The following is a 14006-nucleotide window of genomic DNA, read 5'->3' as shown; positions in this document are numbered from 1 at the left end:
TGGTAATCGTTTAGTTGATTTGTTTTATAACATTTTTGAAGTCATTTGACTATACTACATTACTGTCTTACTATTCATTTATTAACGGCAGTATTTGCTCATCAATACCATTTTTTAACAAAAATAATTACCGTAAAGAATAAAAAGTTGCTCACTATGGCTTTCCCATTATCTTTTAGAGATTTCAAGAGCTACAGTTTACGCTTAGGCGTGCTCGCGCTACCTATTTTGATTACTCAATTTTGTCAGGCAGCGCTTGGTGTTGTTGATGCCATTATGGCCGGTCAAGTCTCTGCACTTGATTTGGCCGCCGTGGCCGTTGGCTCTGGCATTTGGCTGCCTCTGTTTTTATTAGCCACTGGTATTTTAATTGCTACCACGCCACTCATTGGTGAAGCAGTCGGTCAAAACAAACATGACCAAGTCCCACATATTACCCAGCAGTCTTTATGGACGGCTGGTGTCATTGGTATTCTTGGTTTTATCATTGTCAATTTAGCCCCCAACATCCTTGGGGTAATGGGAGTACCTGAAAATATTCAGCCCATAGCGACGCAGTACTTGCATGGTGTATCGTTCGGTTTCCCTGCCTTGGCAGTCTATGCGGTGTTGCGTAGTTATTGCGAGGCGCTTGGTCGGCCTGAGCCAGTCACTATTATCAGCATCATTGGGCTATTGGCAGATATACCACTGAACTATATTTTTATTCATGGTTTGTTTGGTATGCCTGAGCTTGGCGGCGCAGGCTGCGGGATCGCAACGGCCATGGTACTATGGATAAATGTCCTATTACTTGGTGCTTATACCAGCTTTACTAAGCGTAAGCAATTTGCTACTACGCGCTTTTTTTATGGTTTCGCCAGCCCCAATCGTGCACAAATCAAAAAGCTACTTAAGCTTGGTATTCCTATCGGCGTCTCTATCTTTTTTGAAGCCAGCCTATTTAGCTTAGGGGCACTCGTTATCAGTCCACTAGGTGAGTTGGCAACGGCATCGCATCAAGTAGCATTAGCAGTGACCTCGCAGCTGTTTATGATACCTATATCGGTCGCGATGGCGCTAACCATCATGATATCCAATCGCTTTGGCGAAAAAAACCTTTTGGCATTACGTCAGGTGCAGGCCACTGGTCTAATATGGACTGTCATGATTGCTTTGACTTCTATGCTCGGCGTTTGGCTATTTAGACCACAATTGGCAGCGGCTTTCACTGACAACCCAGTCGTCAGGGCCCAAGCCATGCACTTACTTATTTTTGCACTGGCTTATCAGCTGTTTGATGGCTGGCAAGTGAATGTTGCAGGCATATTACGCGGTATGCAAGACACCACTATACCGATGTGGGTCACGCTATTTTGTTATTGGATCGTTGCTTTACCGCTTGGTATATACTTGGTGCGCTTCACTGATCTTGGGCCAGAGGGATTTTGGATGGCATTAATTACTGGACTATTCCTAGCTTCTATTTTATTGACATTACGTCTGCGCTATCAACAAAAGCGTTTGACAGCTTTATGGGGCTGATAGTGTGGCTTTGTTGATATAAAACCATCCGAATGTCATAACGAATAGCATCTATTAGCATCTAATAACCGTTACTCATCACTGGGACTGGCGCTAAGTAGCCACTTAGACTATGATAATTTATTAGATATTTCTTACGCGTAAGAGTACTAACGTCATAATATGTAAAAAAACTCAGTTAACAACTGTACATCGATTGCTCATTGCCGTGAATATAGGTATCATTAGCAATTACCTACACAATATTTAGTTACACTATTTCTTGAATTTAGTACAAGGCAAAAATAAAATTATGGATATCGAAAAAATACGTACCCTAATCGCCCTCATGGAAGAAAGTGAACTGGTTAACTTAGAAATCAGCTCAGACGACGAACACATCAGTTTGACACGTCACTATGATGCACCTGCACCAACGATGATGGCTGCTCCTACTGCTGGCGCGGCTCCTATCGCTGCTGACGCAAAAACAGCTGTTAAAGCTGGTAGCGTTGAGACATCACCAATGGTTGGTGTGTTTTATTCTGCACCAAGTCCTAATGATCCGCCGTTTGTAAAGGTCGGTCAAAAAGTGCAAGCTGGCGATACCTTAGGTATTATCGAAGCGATGAAAATCATGAATCCTCTTGAAGCCACCCAAAGTGGTGTTATTGATGAGATATTAGTGGATAACTCTGAAGTTGTGCAGTTTGGTCAACCTATCGTAAGCTATAAAGCGTAACTATATTTGCCAATCTTTACTTCGTTATGATTGAGACTCGTTATGGTTCGGCATCTTAGTTTAAGTTATCTTAACTATCTTCGCTTAACTTTATAATGCCAATAATAGAGACTCTATCAGTGACTGCCGCTTCGACAAGGATGACCCCATGATAAAAAAACTGCTCATCGCCAATAGAGGTGAAATCGCCCTGCGTATCGTTCGAGCTTGCAAAGCGCTTGGCATTGAAACCGTAGGCGTCTACTCCACAGCTGACGCTAACTTGATGCACTTGCGCTTTGTTGACGAGGCAATCTGTATCGGCAAGCCTAATGCCAATCAAAGCTATCTTGACATCAATACTATTTTAACCGCTGCTGAGATTGCTGGTGCGGATGCTATCCATCCTGGTTATGGTTTTTTAGCTGAGAATGCTGAGTTCGCTGAACGCGTTGAAGAAGCAGGATTAACGTTCGTTGGTCCTAACGCTGACCATATTCGCCTAATGGGCAATAAAGTCTCTGCTATCAATGCGATGAAAAAGGCTGGCGTACCAACCGTACCCGGTTCAGTTGGCGCGGTGACACTCCACAACGCTGAAGAGCAAGCACGTAATATTGGCTTTCCATTATTGATTAAAGCCGCGTCTGGCGGTGGTGGTCGTGGTATGCGTGTAGTTGAGCGTTTTGAAGAGGTTATCGGTCAAGTACAGGCGGCCAAGCAAGAAGCTGAGCTATGGTTTGGTGATGATACCGTTTATATGGAACGTTACCTACAAAATCCGCGCCACGTAGAAATACAAGTGCTTGGCGACGGTAACGGCAATGCCATTCATCTGTATGACCGAGATTGCTCGTTGCAACGTCGTCATCAAAAAGTATTAGAAGAAGCCCCTGCCCCTGATATCCCTGATGACGTACGCGAGCCTATCTTAAGAGCCTGCGTAAAAGCTTGTGAGTTAGTCAAATATCGCGGCGCTGGTACTTTTGAGTTCTTATTTGAAAACAATGAGTATTTCTTTATTGAGATGAATACTCGTGTGCAGGTTGAACATCCAGTAACTGAGATGATTACCGGTATCGACGTGGTCGTCGAACAGCTCAAAATCGCGGCAGGTTACGGTTTATCTTATCGCCAAAGTGAAATTGAAATTCAAGGTCACGCCATCGAATGCCGTATCAATGCTGAAGATCCAGCCACATTTATGCCCTCTCCTGGTAAAGTGACGCAGCTGTTTGCCCCAAGCGGTGCTGGCGTGCGTTTTGATTCGCACTTATATCCTGGGTATGACATTCCAAGCTATTATGACTCATTGATTGGTAAGCTTATCTGTCATGGACAAACACGCCAGCAAGCCATCTCTAAAACGCTTCACGCACTTGATGAGCTGGTAATCGAAGGTATTAAAACCAACATCCCATTACACCGTGACGTGATTTTAGCAGATGATAATTTTGTTAACGAAGCACAAAATATTCATTATCTTGAAAGAGAGTTGTTAACTGGCAATAAAGAAAAGGCTGATTCATAATTTGCCTCAATATCTTTATAAAAAAACCGCTATCTGTAGAGATAGCGGTTTTTTTTGGTTGGCAGTAACTCAATTAACGCAAATGGCTAAATTAACGCAAATGGCTACGGCAGAACTCTATTAAAGTTCATAAAACATTGTGTCCCTTCAGGATCGGCACACCACTGCATCTGGTTGCCATCATGGTTTAAAAACGCAATCAACGCCTCATCAGTTTGGTCTACTTGATTGCCTGAACAATCCACTTCATTGTTATCATAGAGCGTCTTGAGCGCGATAATGGGCAGTCCTTCCTCACGGTGCGTAATTAGGTAGCGGCCATACGTCCACTCTTTACCGCTGACTGCCCACATCTCATTGTCGGCTGCAAAATTATATAACTCACGGCACTGATTGGCTTTCTTAGCGGAGGCAATTAATTTGTTTTTAGTGTTCGGCTGAATGTTGAGGACACGCTTTTCATTTTGAGTCAGGACACCGCCATCTGCACCAGCGATTACTTTAGGTTCGTCACTTTTTGCACCTTTCATATTTTTTGATGCTGCTTGCTTCGCTTTGGCTTCTTTGGTCATGGTGATACTGCTATCTAAATCTATCTCCCATTGTCCAGCGATGGCCGGACTAATATGTGTGGTGATGGTCGGTTCAGTAACGACTTCGCCATTTACGGGCAGTGATGCCAAAATAGATGCCAATGAAAATGACGCAAATGATATAGGTTCCATAATTAACCTTTTATTTATAATAGTATGTACAACGTACATTAGCGTAAGTCTTCGTCACCAAAAACACAAGTAACTTTATGCTATTAGGCGCAAAGAAATAACGCCATCGCTTTGCTTGCGAAGGGCAAGGAGCCATGACGTTATTAAACTTAAGTATTTATTATTACTCACTACCTTGCATTAAGCGGCAGCGGTGCTAATTGCTTGGGCAAAGGCTGATAACGCGCCTTTAAGCATTGCTGATACGGTACTGCTACAAGTACCAATACCTGAATATACCTCACCATCAACATTTAATTGAATATAAGCTGCCGCGTTGGCGTTGGTTTTGTTGTCAGTATTAGTGCCATCGTCGATACCGTTACCATCACTATTAACATCGTTGTGCTGCGGATTGATCGCATGCTCAGCATAATTAATGACGTGAATTGATTTACCCGTATGCTGAGCAAGTCCATCGATGAATGAAGATAGTGGCCCATTACCCGTGCCAGCGATGGTGATGCTGTCACCATTCATCTGCACCTGACCATCAAAATAGACTTCACCGCCTTTATTGTTGACACTATAATCTAGTAGCTCAAATTGGCCTTGCTGTAGATAAGTGTCCTCAAAGGTTTGTAAAATCTCATCATTCTGTAATTCACGAGCAGCTGTTTCGGCTTGTCTTTGTACCACACCACTAAAGTCAATTTGCATCCAACGTGGCAAGTTAAAACCATAGTTACGCTGCAAGATATAAGCTACGCCGCCTTTACCAGACTGGCTATTGATGCGTACCACGTCTTGATAGCTGCGACCGATATGAGCAGGGTCAATAGGTAAGTACGCGACGTCCCAGACGTTTTCAGTCTCTTCGACATGCTTCTCATTATAATCAAGGCATTTTTTGATGGCGTCCTGATGCGAGCCACTAAAGGCCGTAAATACAAGCTCACCAACGTAAGGATGACGCGGATGTACTGGTAAATTATTACACTCGCTCACTACCTGTACAATCTCGCTCATATTACTAAAATCAAGCTCTGGATCGATACCTTGGCTAAACAAATTCATCGCCATGACCATGATGTCCATGTTACCCGTACGCTCACCATTGCCTAGCAATGTACCTTCGATACGATCCGCGCCAGCAAGTACGCCAAGCTCAGCGGCAGCCACAGCACAACCACGGTCATTGTGTGTGTGCAAACTGACGGTTACATGCTCGCGTTTGGCAAGGTTACGGCAAAAATACTCGACCTGATCAGCGAAAACATTAGGTGTTGATGCTTCGACCGTCGCTGGTAAGTTTAAAATAACTTCTTGACCATTTTCAGGCTTCCACACATCACAAACGGCATCACAAACCTCTACGGCATACTCAGTCTCGGTTTGACTAAAGCTCTCAGGTGAATACTGGAACACCCACTCTGTTTCAGGATATTTGGCAGCATATTCAACCAACAAATTTGCCCCAGTAATGGCAATCTCTTTAATCTCAGCTTTATCTTTGCCATATACTTTTTCGCGTTGGATACGGCACGTTGAGTTATAAACGTGAACAATGGCACGTTTTGCCCCTTTTAATGACTCAAAAGTACGAGCAATCAAATGCTCACGAGCTTGCACCAAAACCTGTAAAGTAACATCATCTGGAACGTGGTTTTCTTCAATCAATTTGCGGGCAAAATCAAACTCAACTTGGGCAGCTGATGGGAAGCCAATTTCAATCTCTTTAAAACCCACGTCTACCAAGGTTTTGAAAAAACGCATTTTTTGTTCGATAGTCATTGGATCAATCAGTGCTTGGTTACCATCACGCAGATCTACACTTGCCCAGATGGGTGATTTCTCAAGCGTTTTGCTCGGCCAAGTACGATCTGGTAACGAAGGTGCAAACGCAAACGGACGATATTTTTGGAAATCGAAGGCGGCATTTTTTGGGGTAATCTTTGCAGTCGAAGTACCTGCATTGCGTGTTGCTTGATTAGACATAATCAATCCTTAGATAATAATAAGTTCGTATTTATAGTGAGGCAACCAATGCCTAAATCATGCTTTATCATACGATGATAATAACAGTTTATACCATTATAATAGCAAAGTTTATAAGGTGAAAAACAACTTTATTTTATGTAAATTACCATTATTTTAGTGATAAACTCTACAACTAGAGATATAATTAAATCAATCCACTAGTAATGAAACATATTATGCCAAATAGCTATCTTGCGGACACATTAACCATCGATATTGATGAAACGGATAAACAGTTATTACGCTTATTACAGACTCAAGCACGCATGAGCATTACAGATCTTGCTGAGCGCGTCAACCTCTCAGCCACCCCTTGCGCCCGCCGTATTAAGCGCTTAGAGGATGCAAGGGTCATCACTGGTTATCATACCCAGACCGATGCACAGAAGCTTGGCTATCCCTTGGCGGTGTTCATCGCTATCAGTATGGATCGCCATACTGCCGAGCGCTTTGAGCAGTTTGAGCGTAAAATTCAGAGCTTTGATGAGGTTATCAGCTGTAGCATTGTCACCGGCCGCACTGAAGATTATCTTATTAAGGTACGCGTGCGTGATATGGCACATTATGAGGAGTTTTTATTGCACCGTCTTAACCGTATCGAAGGTGTGGCCCAAGTACATACCAGTTTTGAGCTACGGGAAGTATTTAAGCGTAGTGTGGTTTAAATAATATGGTTTAAGCAGTTATCACAGCCTGCCGCCGAAACCATAAAAGAAGTACCAAACCAATAATCAATCCAGTGGCAGCAACCAGTAACCCAGCATTAAAATTGTCATTCTTCCCCGCCAATGCCACAGTCACCAAGGGCCCCAAGAACTGTCCTAACGCATAGGCCAGAGTTGCCAACCCTATGAGCAAATTAGAGTAAGCAGGGTTAATATTCTTAATCAGCGTCAGCGTCATCGACACCATACCGACAAAGGTCAATCCTAGAATAACAGCATTGCCATAAAGCCCAACAGCACCCTCAAACCATATGGGCAAGAACATCCCAAACGCCTGTAATATCGTTAAACCCATCAAGGTTTTGACTTCACCAATACGCTTGGCAAGCGCGCCCCAGATAGGGTTTGATAGCATGGCAAAAATACCAACGATCAACCAAATCAGCAATCCAGCATAGCTTTGGGTTGTCAGCCGCTGTGTCGCCATCACAGGCAAAAAAGTTGCAGACGTAATGTAACCAAACCCTGCCAGCATATAGCTTGCCGACAGTAAGACAATAGCCTTCGTGTGACCGGAGGCAGCTTCATATAAAGAGCGTTTAAAATTAAAATAGGTTTGCTGCACGGATATGCGCTGATTGCTGTGATTTAATTCCGCTGGTTTTGAGTGAGAGGGCTGTAACTTAGGGGGTTGTAACGTAGAGGACGATAATGTAGATGCTTGCGACTCAGGTGATGTCGAGCTTTGCGGTCTAATGGCATAAAGCAGCCATAATAGCGGAAGACTAATAACACCTGCCACCAGCCAAATGACATCGAAATGATAGCCAAGCGTCAATAACCACCACGTCAGTACAGCAGAAGCGCTGATACCGACCCCAATACCTGCATAATGCAAGGCTGAAAGTACAGAGCGACGCTCGTGACTAAAGCTTTGAACCACCAGCGACGAGCTCAAAATCATCGCCACACCGCTTGCGATACCAGATAGCAGCCGAATGACATACCATAGGTTTAATGACATATTTGGCACGACCAATAGCATGGTAGTGACGACACTGACGACTGTCCATAAGAGGAGCATTCGCCATGTCAAACGCTGCGGCACAAACATTGCAATAAGCGCGCCAATGAAATAACCAATATAATTAATCGATGCCATCCAGCCTGCAATGGTCGTCGATAGCGATAATTGGGTCATAATATCGGGTAAAGTCGCGGTAAATAAAAACCGTCCAAACCCCATAACTACCGCCAGACAATACAGTCCTATCCAAGCGATGGCTATTTCATTGGTAATGGTAATAAAAGCACGGCTTTTGAGAGCAGTCATCATGACAGAGCCATTTTGTGGCAGTGAGCACACAATCCTTTGTGTTAAAAACAGTCAAAAGCAATCATATATAATCAAAGACAGGATTAAAGAAAGCATTAAAGAAAATACTAAATGCTAACGTTAATACTAAGAAACATCCAGCGTTTGCGTACTGGATTGGTGAGCTGTCTCTTCTCGTCCTAACATCTGTACTCGCTGGTCGCTAAACATATCCATGTCAGGGGCAAGCGTACGCATAAAGCGATCAAAATATAACATCTGCTTGGTTAGCAAGGCAAAATCGCGTGGGAAATGAATACCGTGACGCTTACCGACTTCAACAATCTCCAGCATCATTGTATTCAGCTCATCAGCCTGCTCTTTGCTATTAAAAGGCACACCACTGGTAAAGGCTTTGTCTTCCGCCATGATGGTTTTCATCATCCGCTGCAAGTCATTACCCAATGCGACCACATCGACCTGATTATTACCATGGGTCATTTCCATATCAATCATATGGCGCGCCATCGCCTGATAATCATTATCCTGCATGGCCTGCATCATTCCCATGCACGCACGCCAGCTTTCAGCTTTGAGTTTACCGACAATACCAAAGTCCAAAAAGCCAATGCGTCCATCGGTTAATAGCATCAAATTGCCCGCATGCAAATCGGCATGGAAGCTATTACACAACATAAGGCTGGCAAACCATGTATTTAGTGTATCTGCCATTACTTGCGCAGGATCAGTACAATACTGACGCATCAAAGTCTCATCCACCATAGAGACGCCATATAAGCGGCTCATGGTCAGCACGCTTTTGGTAGTGAACTCTTCATATACTTTTGGTGCAACCACTCGCGTATTACCGGATACCGCCAAAAACTGCTGGAAGTCGCGAATATTTTGCGCCTCAGCAATAAAGTCTGTTTCAGCAAGCATACGCAGACGAATCTCATCAATAATCGGCGCGATACTGGCAAATCTCATGGATGGCATTAGCAGCTCAACCAACTTAGTCACGCCATGCAAAACGCCTAAGTCTGTCTGCATAATAGTTTCAACGCCAGGTTTTTGTACCTTTAACACTACTTCATCACCATTATGCAATCGTGCGGCATGGACTTGAGCAATAGAAGCTGACGCTAGCGGCTTTGTGTCAATATGGGCAAACTTATCCTCAAGCGTCAGTCCATCAACCGCCAGCTCCTCTTTTAATACCTGTTCGATATAAGCATAGGATAATGGCGTGGTTTGATCCAAACAGCTTTGAAATGCTTGTACATATTCACGGGGAAATAACGAGGGTGTACTGGCAATAAACTGGCCAATCTTGATATAGGTCGTACCCAATTGCTCGAAAGTCTCTTTAAGCAACATCGCATCAGGTTTTTCACCTTTTGCCACTCTGAGCACTGAGAGACCAGCGACACTTGCCGTTTGACGAACACGATTGACGACATTAAAGGTATGTTTTAATAAATGTGGACGATGAATTTTCATAAAAAACAACTATGGTCATAAAAAAGATGGTTGAGAGCGGATAGGCGCAAATGTAAAAATATAAATGTTTGCTAATGAATGGCGCAAACCGGACAATGCGTATCTTTTCGATAGCCCATCAGCCGTTGCTGCATCTGGCTACCATCCCATATTAGCAGCTTATTTGTCAGTGGATTTTTGGTTAATCCTAGATATTGCAAGGCGGCATTGGCCTGCAAATTACCCATAATGGCAGTGGTACTGGCGAGCACCCCTGAATTGGCACAAGTACGTTCATCCGCCTCTGCATCGAGCACCACTGAACCAAACACACAATGATAGCAGCCCGTATCCAAATGCGGCTCAAACAATGCCAACTGCCCTTGCATGGCTATCGCTGATGCAGACAACAAGGGAATCTGGTAGCGCACACTAATGCGATTGATCATATCGCGCGTGGCAAAATTATCAGTACAATCTAAGAGTAAATCAGGCTTACCAGAGGCCATATCGAGTAATTCATAAGCGTTATCTTCGCTCAACCTTGCGACCGTACCACGGGCGATGCTGAGAGGATTAATCTTCGTTAACATTTGTGCGGCCGTGATGGCTTTGGGCTTACCAATATCTTCAGGTAAAAACAGCGTCTGACGCTGCAAATTACTGGCTTCAATCTCGTCATCATCTATCAGCTGAACTTGTCCTAGTCCTGCTCGTACTAACGTCTCAGAAGCCGGACAACCAAGTCCACCTGCGCCTATCATCACGATACGCGAAGATTTTAAGCGTAATTGCGCATCGATATCCCAGCCATCAAGCAATATCTGCCGTGCGTAACGCAGCAGTTCTTCATCTAACAACTGACCTGTTTCTAATGACTGCACCATATTTATCACCAAAACTCATCATCAAGATTTATTATTAAACACCCGTTCTTAAAAGACCACTTATCACAGCTGACCCAAAGTTATTCTGTCATTACCACCAAAATCTTTGATGGTTTTTATATCAGAAAATTTATTGTCGGCAAATAACTGACGGACTGCTAGCCCTTGATCAAAGCCGTGCTCGACCGCTAATAAACCACCTACTCTTAGATATTTTGGTGCCTGCTGCGCGATATGTTCTATATCAGCAAGGCCTTTATTGGCCGCACTTAACGCGCTAATAGGTTCTGCTTTTAAGTGTGCTAAATGCGTATCGGACTCATCGATATAAGGTGGATTAGACACAATAACGTCAAATAATTTATCAGCAGCAATAGGCAACTCTTGATACCAACTACTTTGTATAAATTCAATCGTATCAAGGTTATTCTGCAAGGCATTATCACGAGCCACTTTTAACGCTTCTAACGAAAAATCCACAGCCACAATTTGCCAGCGTGCTTTTTTTAACTCACAAGCAAGTTTTAGCTCATGGGCAAGGCTAATGGCAATACAACCAGAACCTGTCCCTAAGTCTAATAATCGTTTGTTTTCAATACCATCTGACTGCTCAGCAGGCTGCTCGTTTATCCATTCAAGTACTGTTTCAACCAAAACCTCAGTGTCGGGTCTAGGTATCAGCGTATGCTCATTCACTTTAAAAGTAAGCGACCAAAACTCCTGCTCACCAGTCAAATATGCCAAAGGAACACCCTGCTGCATATTGGTCACGCCAGCATTAAATTGCTCAGACTCACTAGCATTCAGCTGGTAATTCTCATCTGTGATTAAGAATATGGCTGGTTTATCGATCACATACAGCAACCAATCCGTGATCCAAAACGGCGGCACGGCTAATTCTTTAGCTGTTTGTGTGGCTTGTTGTTTGAGTTGTTGTATCGTCGCCATATTACTCCGTCGCTCGTGGTGGCTCATCGGTCTTAGCTAAATTTGGATTGGCTTTGGTCAATTTATCACCACCGTTGCTATCACCACCACTATCGTCATCGCCATAAATATCATCGTTATCGCCGATGACCACGTGCTTATCCACCAAATAAATCAGTACCAATACAGGAATACCAATTAAAAAGGTAATTAAAAAGAAGTTGGCAAAGCCCACGTTGTCTGAGATACCGCCAGAATAACCCCCAAGCACTTTTGGAAACAATGTCATGAGTGATGAAAAAATAGCATACTGCACAGCGGTGAATTTCACAGAAGTCAAAGCGGATAAAAACGCGATAAATACCGCCGTCGCAAAGCCTGCTGCTAGGTTATCAATCACTACAGCCAAATACATATAATTCATATCACCTGGATGATAGGTCAATAAAATAAACAGTAAATTGGTAGCGCTAGACGCGATTGCACCAATTAGCATGACGTGCATCATTTTCATCTTTTGAGCGATAAGGCCACCTAAAAACCCTCCTGCAATGGTCATAAACAAACCGAGGAATTTGACTGCATCTGCAATCTGAATCTTAGTAAAGCCCATTTTGGCATAAAAAACGTTGGATAAATTACCTGCTACGATATCTGAGACACGGTAAAAACCAATGAGTAATAACAATAATATGGCCTGCTTGCCATAACGACGGAAGAAATCGGCAATGGGATCGACCCATAGCTGTTTGGCGACTTGCTTTTTTGCCAGTCCAATAGCGATAAGTGCATAACCGACGGCCATTGCTACTGCTAAGCTACCGAGCAATCTGACCACTTCTAACACAAACTTCAAAAACACCCCTTCAGGGCTCTCAAATATTTTACCAATAAAGACAAAAGCGGCGATAAATGCTAGGACAGACAAGATAAACAAGAACAATATTCTAATATTGTCATTACGTGTTTGTACGACTGAGGCGACTTTATTAACTATCTTAGGTTGGTTTAAAATAAAATATATCAATAAAAATGGCGCACAGGCTACCACGATTAAGAAATACATATTTATCGTTGGGACAAATTCAGCGGGTATTATGGTCAGCGGTATGTCTAGTATTCTAGTGGCAAAGGTGCTGATAAATACCGGCAAGCCGTAAAGAATACCGGGAATTAATAAAAAAGCGGCATAGATAGAAAATACTTTTAAGTTTCTTTTTTGCTTATGCAGCTCTAGTGTTTCGGCAGTTGGCTCATAAATGGCAAATGTGGTGAGCAAGCCAACTGACATGACCGCCATCATCGTATAATACGTATTGCGCCACGCCTCATAGTTGTAGAGCTCTTCAGATGAGCCAAAATAAGTCGCTAAGTAAAGCGCACCTGCCCCTGCCACAATCATCCCAATACGATAACCGGCGACATAGATAGAGGACAATGTCGGTTGCAATTCAAACCCTGCCAGCTCAATACGATAAGAGTCCACCACGATATCTTGGGTAGCAGATGAAAACCCTAATAAGACAGCACCAAGTGCCATGACCCAAAGGACGTTTTCGACCACAGGATTGACACTTGCCATAGTAAAAATAGCAACCAAAACCATGATTTGTGACACAAACATCCATGCTCGACGCCGACCCAACCATTTGGTCAAAAAAGGCAGTGGCATAGAGTCAATTAACGGTGCCCAAATAAATTTGAATGAATAGCCAAGCCCTGCCCAACCAAACATCGTGATGACACCTGTCTCAAGGCCTGCCTCACTCAGCCACAATGATAGGCTCGAAAACACCAGCAAAATAGGCACACCAGCGGCAAAACCGAGAAACAGCATAATCATGACACGAATGTCTGAAAAAGATCGTAGAGCATCTGACCAAGATTTTTTAGCCACTGGTTGAACAGGATTGACAGCAGACATAATAACTCACCAACACTTGAGACAAAGAACACAACTGCGCACAATTTTTATCAATCATTAGAATTATCAATAGAGCGGATAAATAGCACTGACAAACAGGATTGATAAAAATTGCTCTGCGTTGCACAAAACCAGCATTACCACAAAATTGAATTATGGTACTTGAGAACGCTAACCTTGACTAGAGGTTTTTGCATTAACTTAATTTTTAATGGCTAGGGGCTGTATAGAATTCAAATCAGCGGCAGCCAGATAAAGACACAAGCGAGAATTACGGCAGCCTCATAGCTGGCTTTAAGCTTATCAT

At 43.3% G+C, this 14006-nt stretch carries 11 protein-coding genes; 4 read left to right on the top strand and 7 right to left on the bottom strand.

Going from position 1 to position 14006, the window contains the following annotated elements; all coding sequences use genetic code 11:
- Nucleotides 1-156: 156 nt before the first annotated feature.
- The 3 genes from EI161_RS10385 to accC all read left to right on the top strand — a co-directional run bounded on the left by EI161_RS10385 (nucleotide 157) and on the right by accC (nucleotide 3755).
- Nucleotides 157-1524 (top strand): MATE family efflux transporter, encoded by a 1368-nt coding sequence (locus EI161_RS10385; RefSeq protein WP_192523202.1) that lies wholly within the window; start codon nucleotides 157-159, stop codon nucleotides 1522-1524.
- Nucleotides 1525-1816: 292 nt separating this feature from the next.
- Nucleotides 1817-2245 (top strand): acetyl-CoA carboxylase biotin carboxyl carrier protein, encoded by a 429-nt coding sequence (gene accB, locus EI161_RS10380; protein WP_192523201.1) that lies wholly within the window; start codon nucleotides 1817-1819, stop codon nucleotides 2243-2245.
- Nucleotides 2246-2393: 148 nt separating this feature from the next.
- Nucleotides 2394-3755 (top strand): acetyl-CoA carboxylase biotin carboxylase subunit, encoded by a 1362-nt coding sequence (gene accC, locus EI161_RS10375; protein ID WP_192523200.1) that lies wholly within the window; start codon nucleotides 2394-2396, stop codon nucleotides 3753-3755.
- 104 nt (nucleotides 3756-3859) lie between these two features.
- On the opposite strand, the gene EI161_RS10370 is transcribed toward accC, so the two are convergent.
- Both EI161_RS10370 and leuA read right to left on the bottom strand, forming a co-directional pair.
- Complete coding sequence (locus EI161_RS10370; RefSeq protein ID WP_192523199.1) at nucleotides 3860-4480, bottom strand: hypothetical protein; 621 nt, start codon at nucleotides 4478-4480, stop codon at nucleotides 3860-3862.
- Between the two features lie 180 nt (nucleotides 4481-4660).
- The gene (gene leuA, locus EI161_RS10365) at nucleotides 4661-6457 is read right to left on the bottom strand and encodes a 2-isopropylmalate synthase (RefSeq protein WP_192529526.1); all 1797 of its coding nucleotides are present in this window, start codon (nucleotides 6455-6457) and stop codon (nucleotides 4661-4663) included.
- A 218-nt stretch (nucleotides 6458-6675) separates the two neighbouring features.
- Between leuA and EI161_RS10360 the strand changes: the two genes are divergently transcribed.
- Nucleotides 6676-7164 carry an Lrp/AsnC family transcriptional regulator gene (locus EI161_RS10360; protein WP_192529525.1) on the top strand — a complete coding sequence of 163 codons (489 nt, stop codon included), beginning with the start codon at nucleotides 6676-6678 and terminating at the stop codon, nucleotides 7162-7164.
- A gap of 10 nt (nucleotides 7165-7174) precedes the next feature.
- On the opposite strand, the gene EI161_RS10355 is transcribed toward EI161_RS10360, so the two are convergent.
- From EI161_RS10355 to EI161_RS10335, 5 genes are all read right to left on the bottom strand, one after another.
- The gene (locus EI161_RS10355; protein ID WP_192529524.1) at nucleotides 7175-8500 is read right to left on the bottom strand and encodes a YbfB/YjiJ family MFS transporter; all 1326 of its coding nucleotides are present in this window, start codon (nucleotides 8498-8500) and stop codon (nucleotides 7175-7177) included.
- Between the two features lie 126 nt (nucleotides 8501-8626).
- Nucleotides 8627-9982, bottom strand: coding sequence for an ABC1 kinase family protein (locus EI161_RS10350; protein ID WP_192529523.1), 1356 nt, complete (start codon nucleotides 9980-9982; stop codon nucleotides 8627-8629).
- Nucleotides 9983-10053: 71 nt separating this feature from the next.
- Entirely contained in the window at nucleotides 10054-10848 is a 795-nt protein-coding gene (locus EI161_RS10345; RefSeq protein ID WP_192523194.1) for a HesA/MoeB/ThiF family protein, read from the bottom strand.
- Between the two features lie 63 nt (nucleotides 10849-10911).
- Nucleotides 10912-11796 carry a peptide chain release factor N(5)-glutamine methyltransferase gene (prmC, locus tag EI161_RS10340; RefSeq protein WP_225735337.1) on the bottom strand — a complete coding sequence of 295 codons (885 nt, stop codon included), beginning with the start codon at nucleotides 11794-11796 and terminating at the stop codon, nucleotides 10912-10914.
- Nucleotide 11797: 1 nt separating this feature from the next.
- On the bottom strand, nucleotides 11798-13699 hold the full coding sequence (locus EI161_RS10335; protein ID WP_192529521.1) for an AmpG family muropeptide MFS transporter: 1902 nt from the start codon (nucleotides 13697-13699) through the stop codon (nucleotides 11798-11800).
- Nucleotides 13700-14006: the final 307 nt, after the last annotated feature.

It is taken from the genome of Psychrobacter sp. FME5 (assembly GCF_014861375.1).
Lineage (GTDB): Bacteria > Pseudomonadota > Gammaproteobacteria > Pseudomonadales > Moraxellaceae > Psychrobacter.
Note: the sequence above shows the minus strand (reverse complement) of the source record. Positions and strands in the feature narration are given on the sequence as shown.

Excerpts from the sequence above, each read along its gene's own strand:
- accB (WP_192523201.1), top strand. The coding sequence starts at position 1,817 with ATGGATATCGAAAAAATACGTACCCTAATCGCCCTCATGGAAGAAAGT.
- EI161_RS10350 (WP_192529523.1), bottom strand. The coding sequence starts at position 9,982 with ATGAAAATTCATCGTCCACATTTATTAAAACATACCTTTAATGTCGTC.
- EI161_RS10385 (WP_192523202.1), top strand. The coding sequence starts at position 157 with ATGGCTTTCCCATTATCTTTTAGAGATTTCAAGAGCTACAGTTTACGC.
- EI161_RS10355 (WP_192529524.1), bottom strand. The coding sequence starts at position 8,500 with ATGATGACTGCTCTCAAAAGCCGTGCTTTTATTACCATTACCAATGAA.
- EI161_RS10345 (WP_192523194.1), bottom strand. The coding sequence starts at position 10,848 with ATGGTGCAGTCATTAGAAACAGGTCAGTTGTTAGATGAAGAACTGCTG.
- accC (WP_192523200.1), top strand. The coding sequence starts at position 2,394 with ATGATAAAAAAACTGCTCATCGCCAATAGAGGTGAAATCGCCCTGCGT.
- leuA (WP_192529526.1), bottom strand. The coding sequence starts at position 6,457 with ATGTCTAATCAAGCAACACGCAATGCAGGTACTTCGACTGCAAAGATT.
- EI161_RS10370 (WP_192523199.1), bottom strand. The coding sequence starts at position 4,480 with ATGGAACCTATATCATTTGCGTCATTTTCATTGGCATCTATTTTGGCA.
- prmC (WP_225735337.1), bottom strand. The coding sequence starts at position 11,796 with ATGGCGACGATACAACAACTCAAACAACAAGCCACACAAACAGCTAAA.
- EI161_RS10335 (WP_192529521.1), bottom strand. The coding sequence starts at position 13,699 with ATGTCTGCTGTCAATCCTGTTCAACCAGTGGCTAAAAAATCTTGGTCA.
- EI161_RS10360 (WP_192529525.1), top strand. The coding sequence starts at position 6,676 with ATGCCAAATAGCTATCTTGCGGACACATTAACCATCGATATTGATGAA.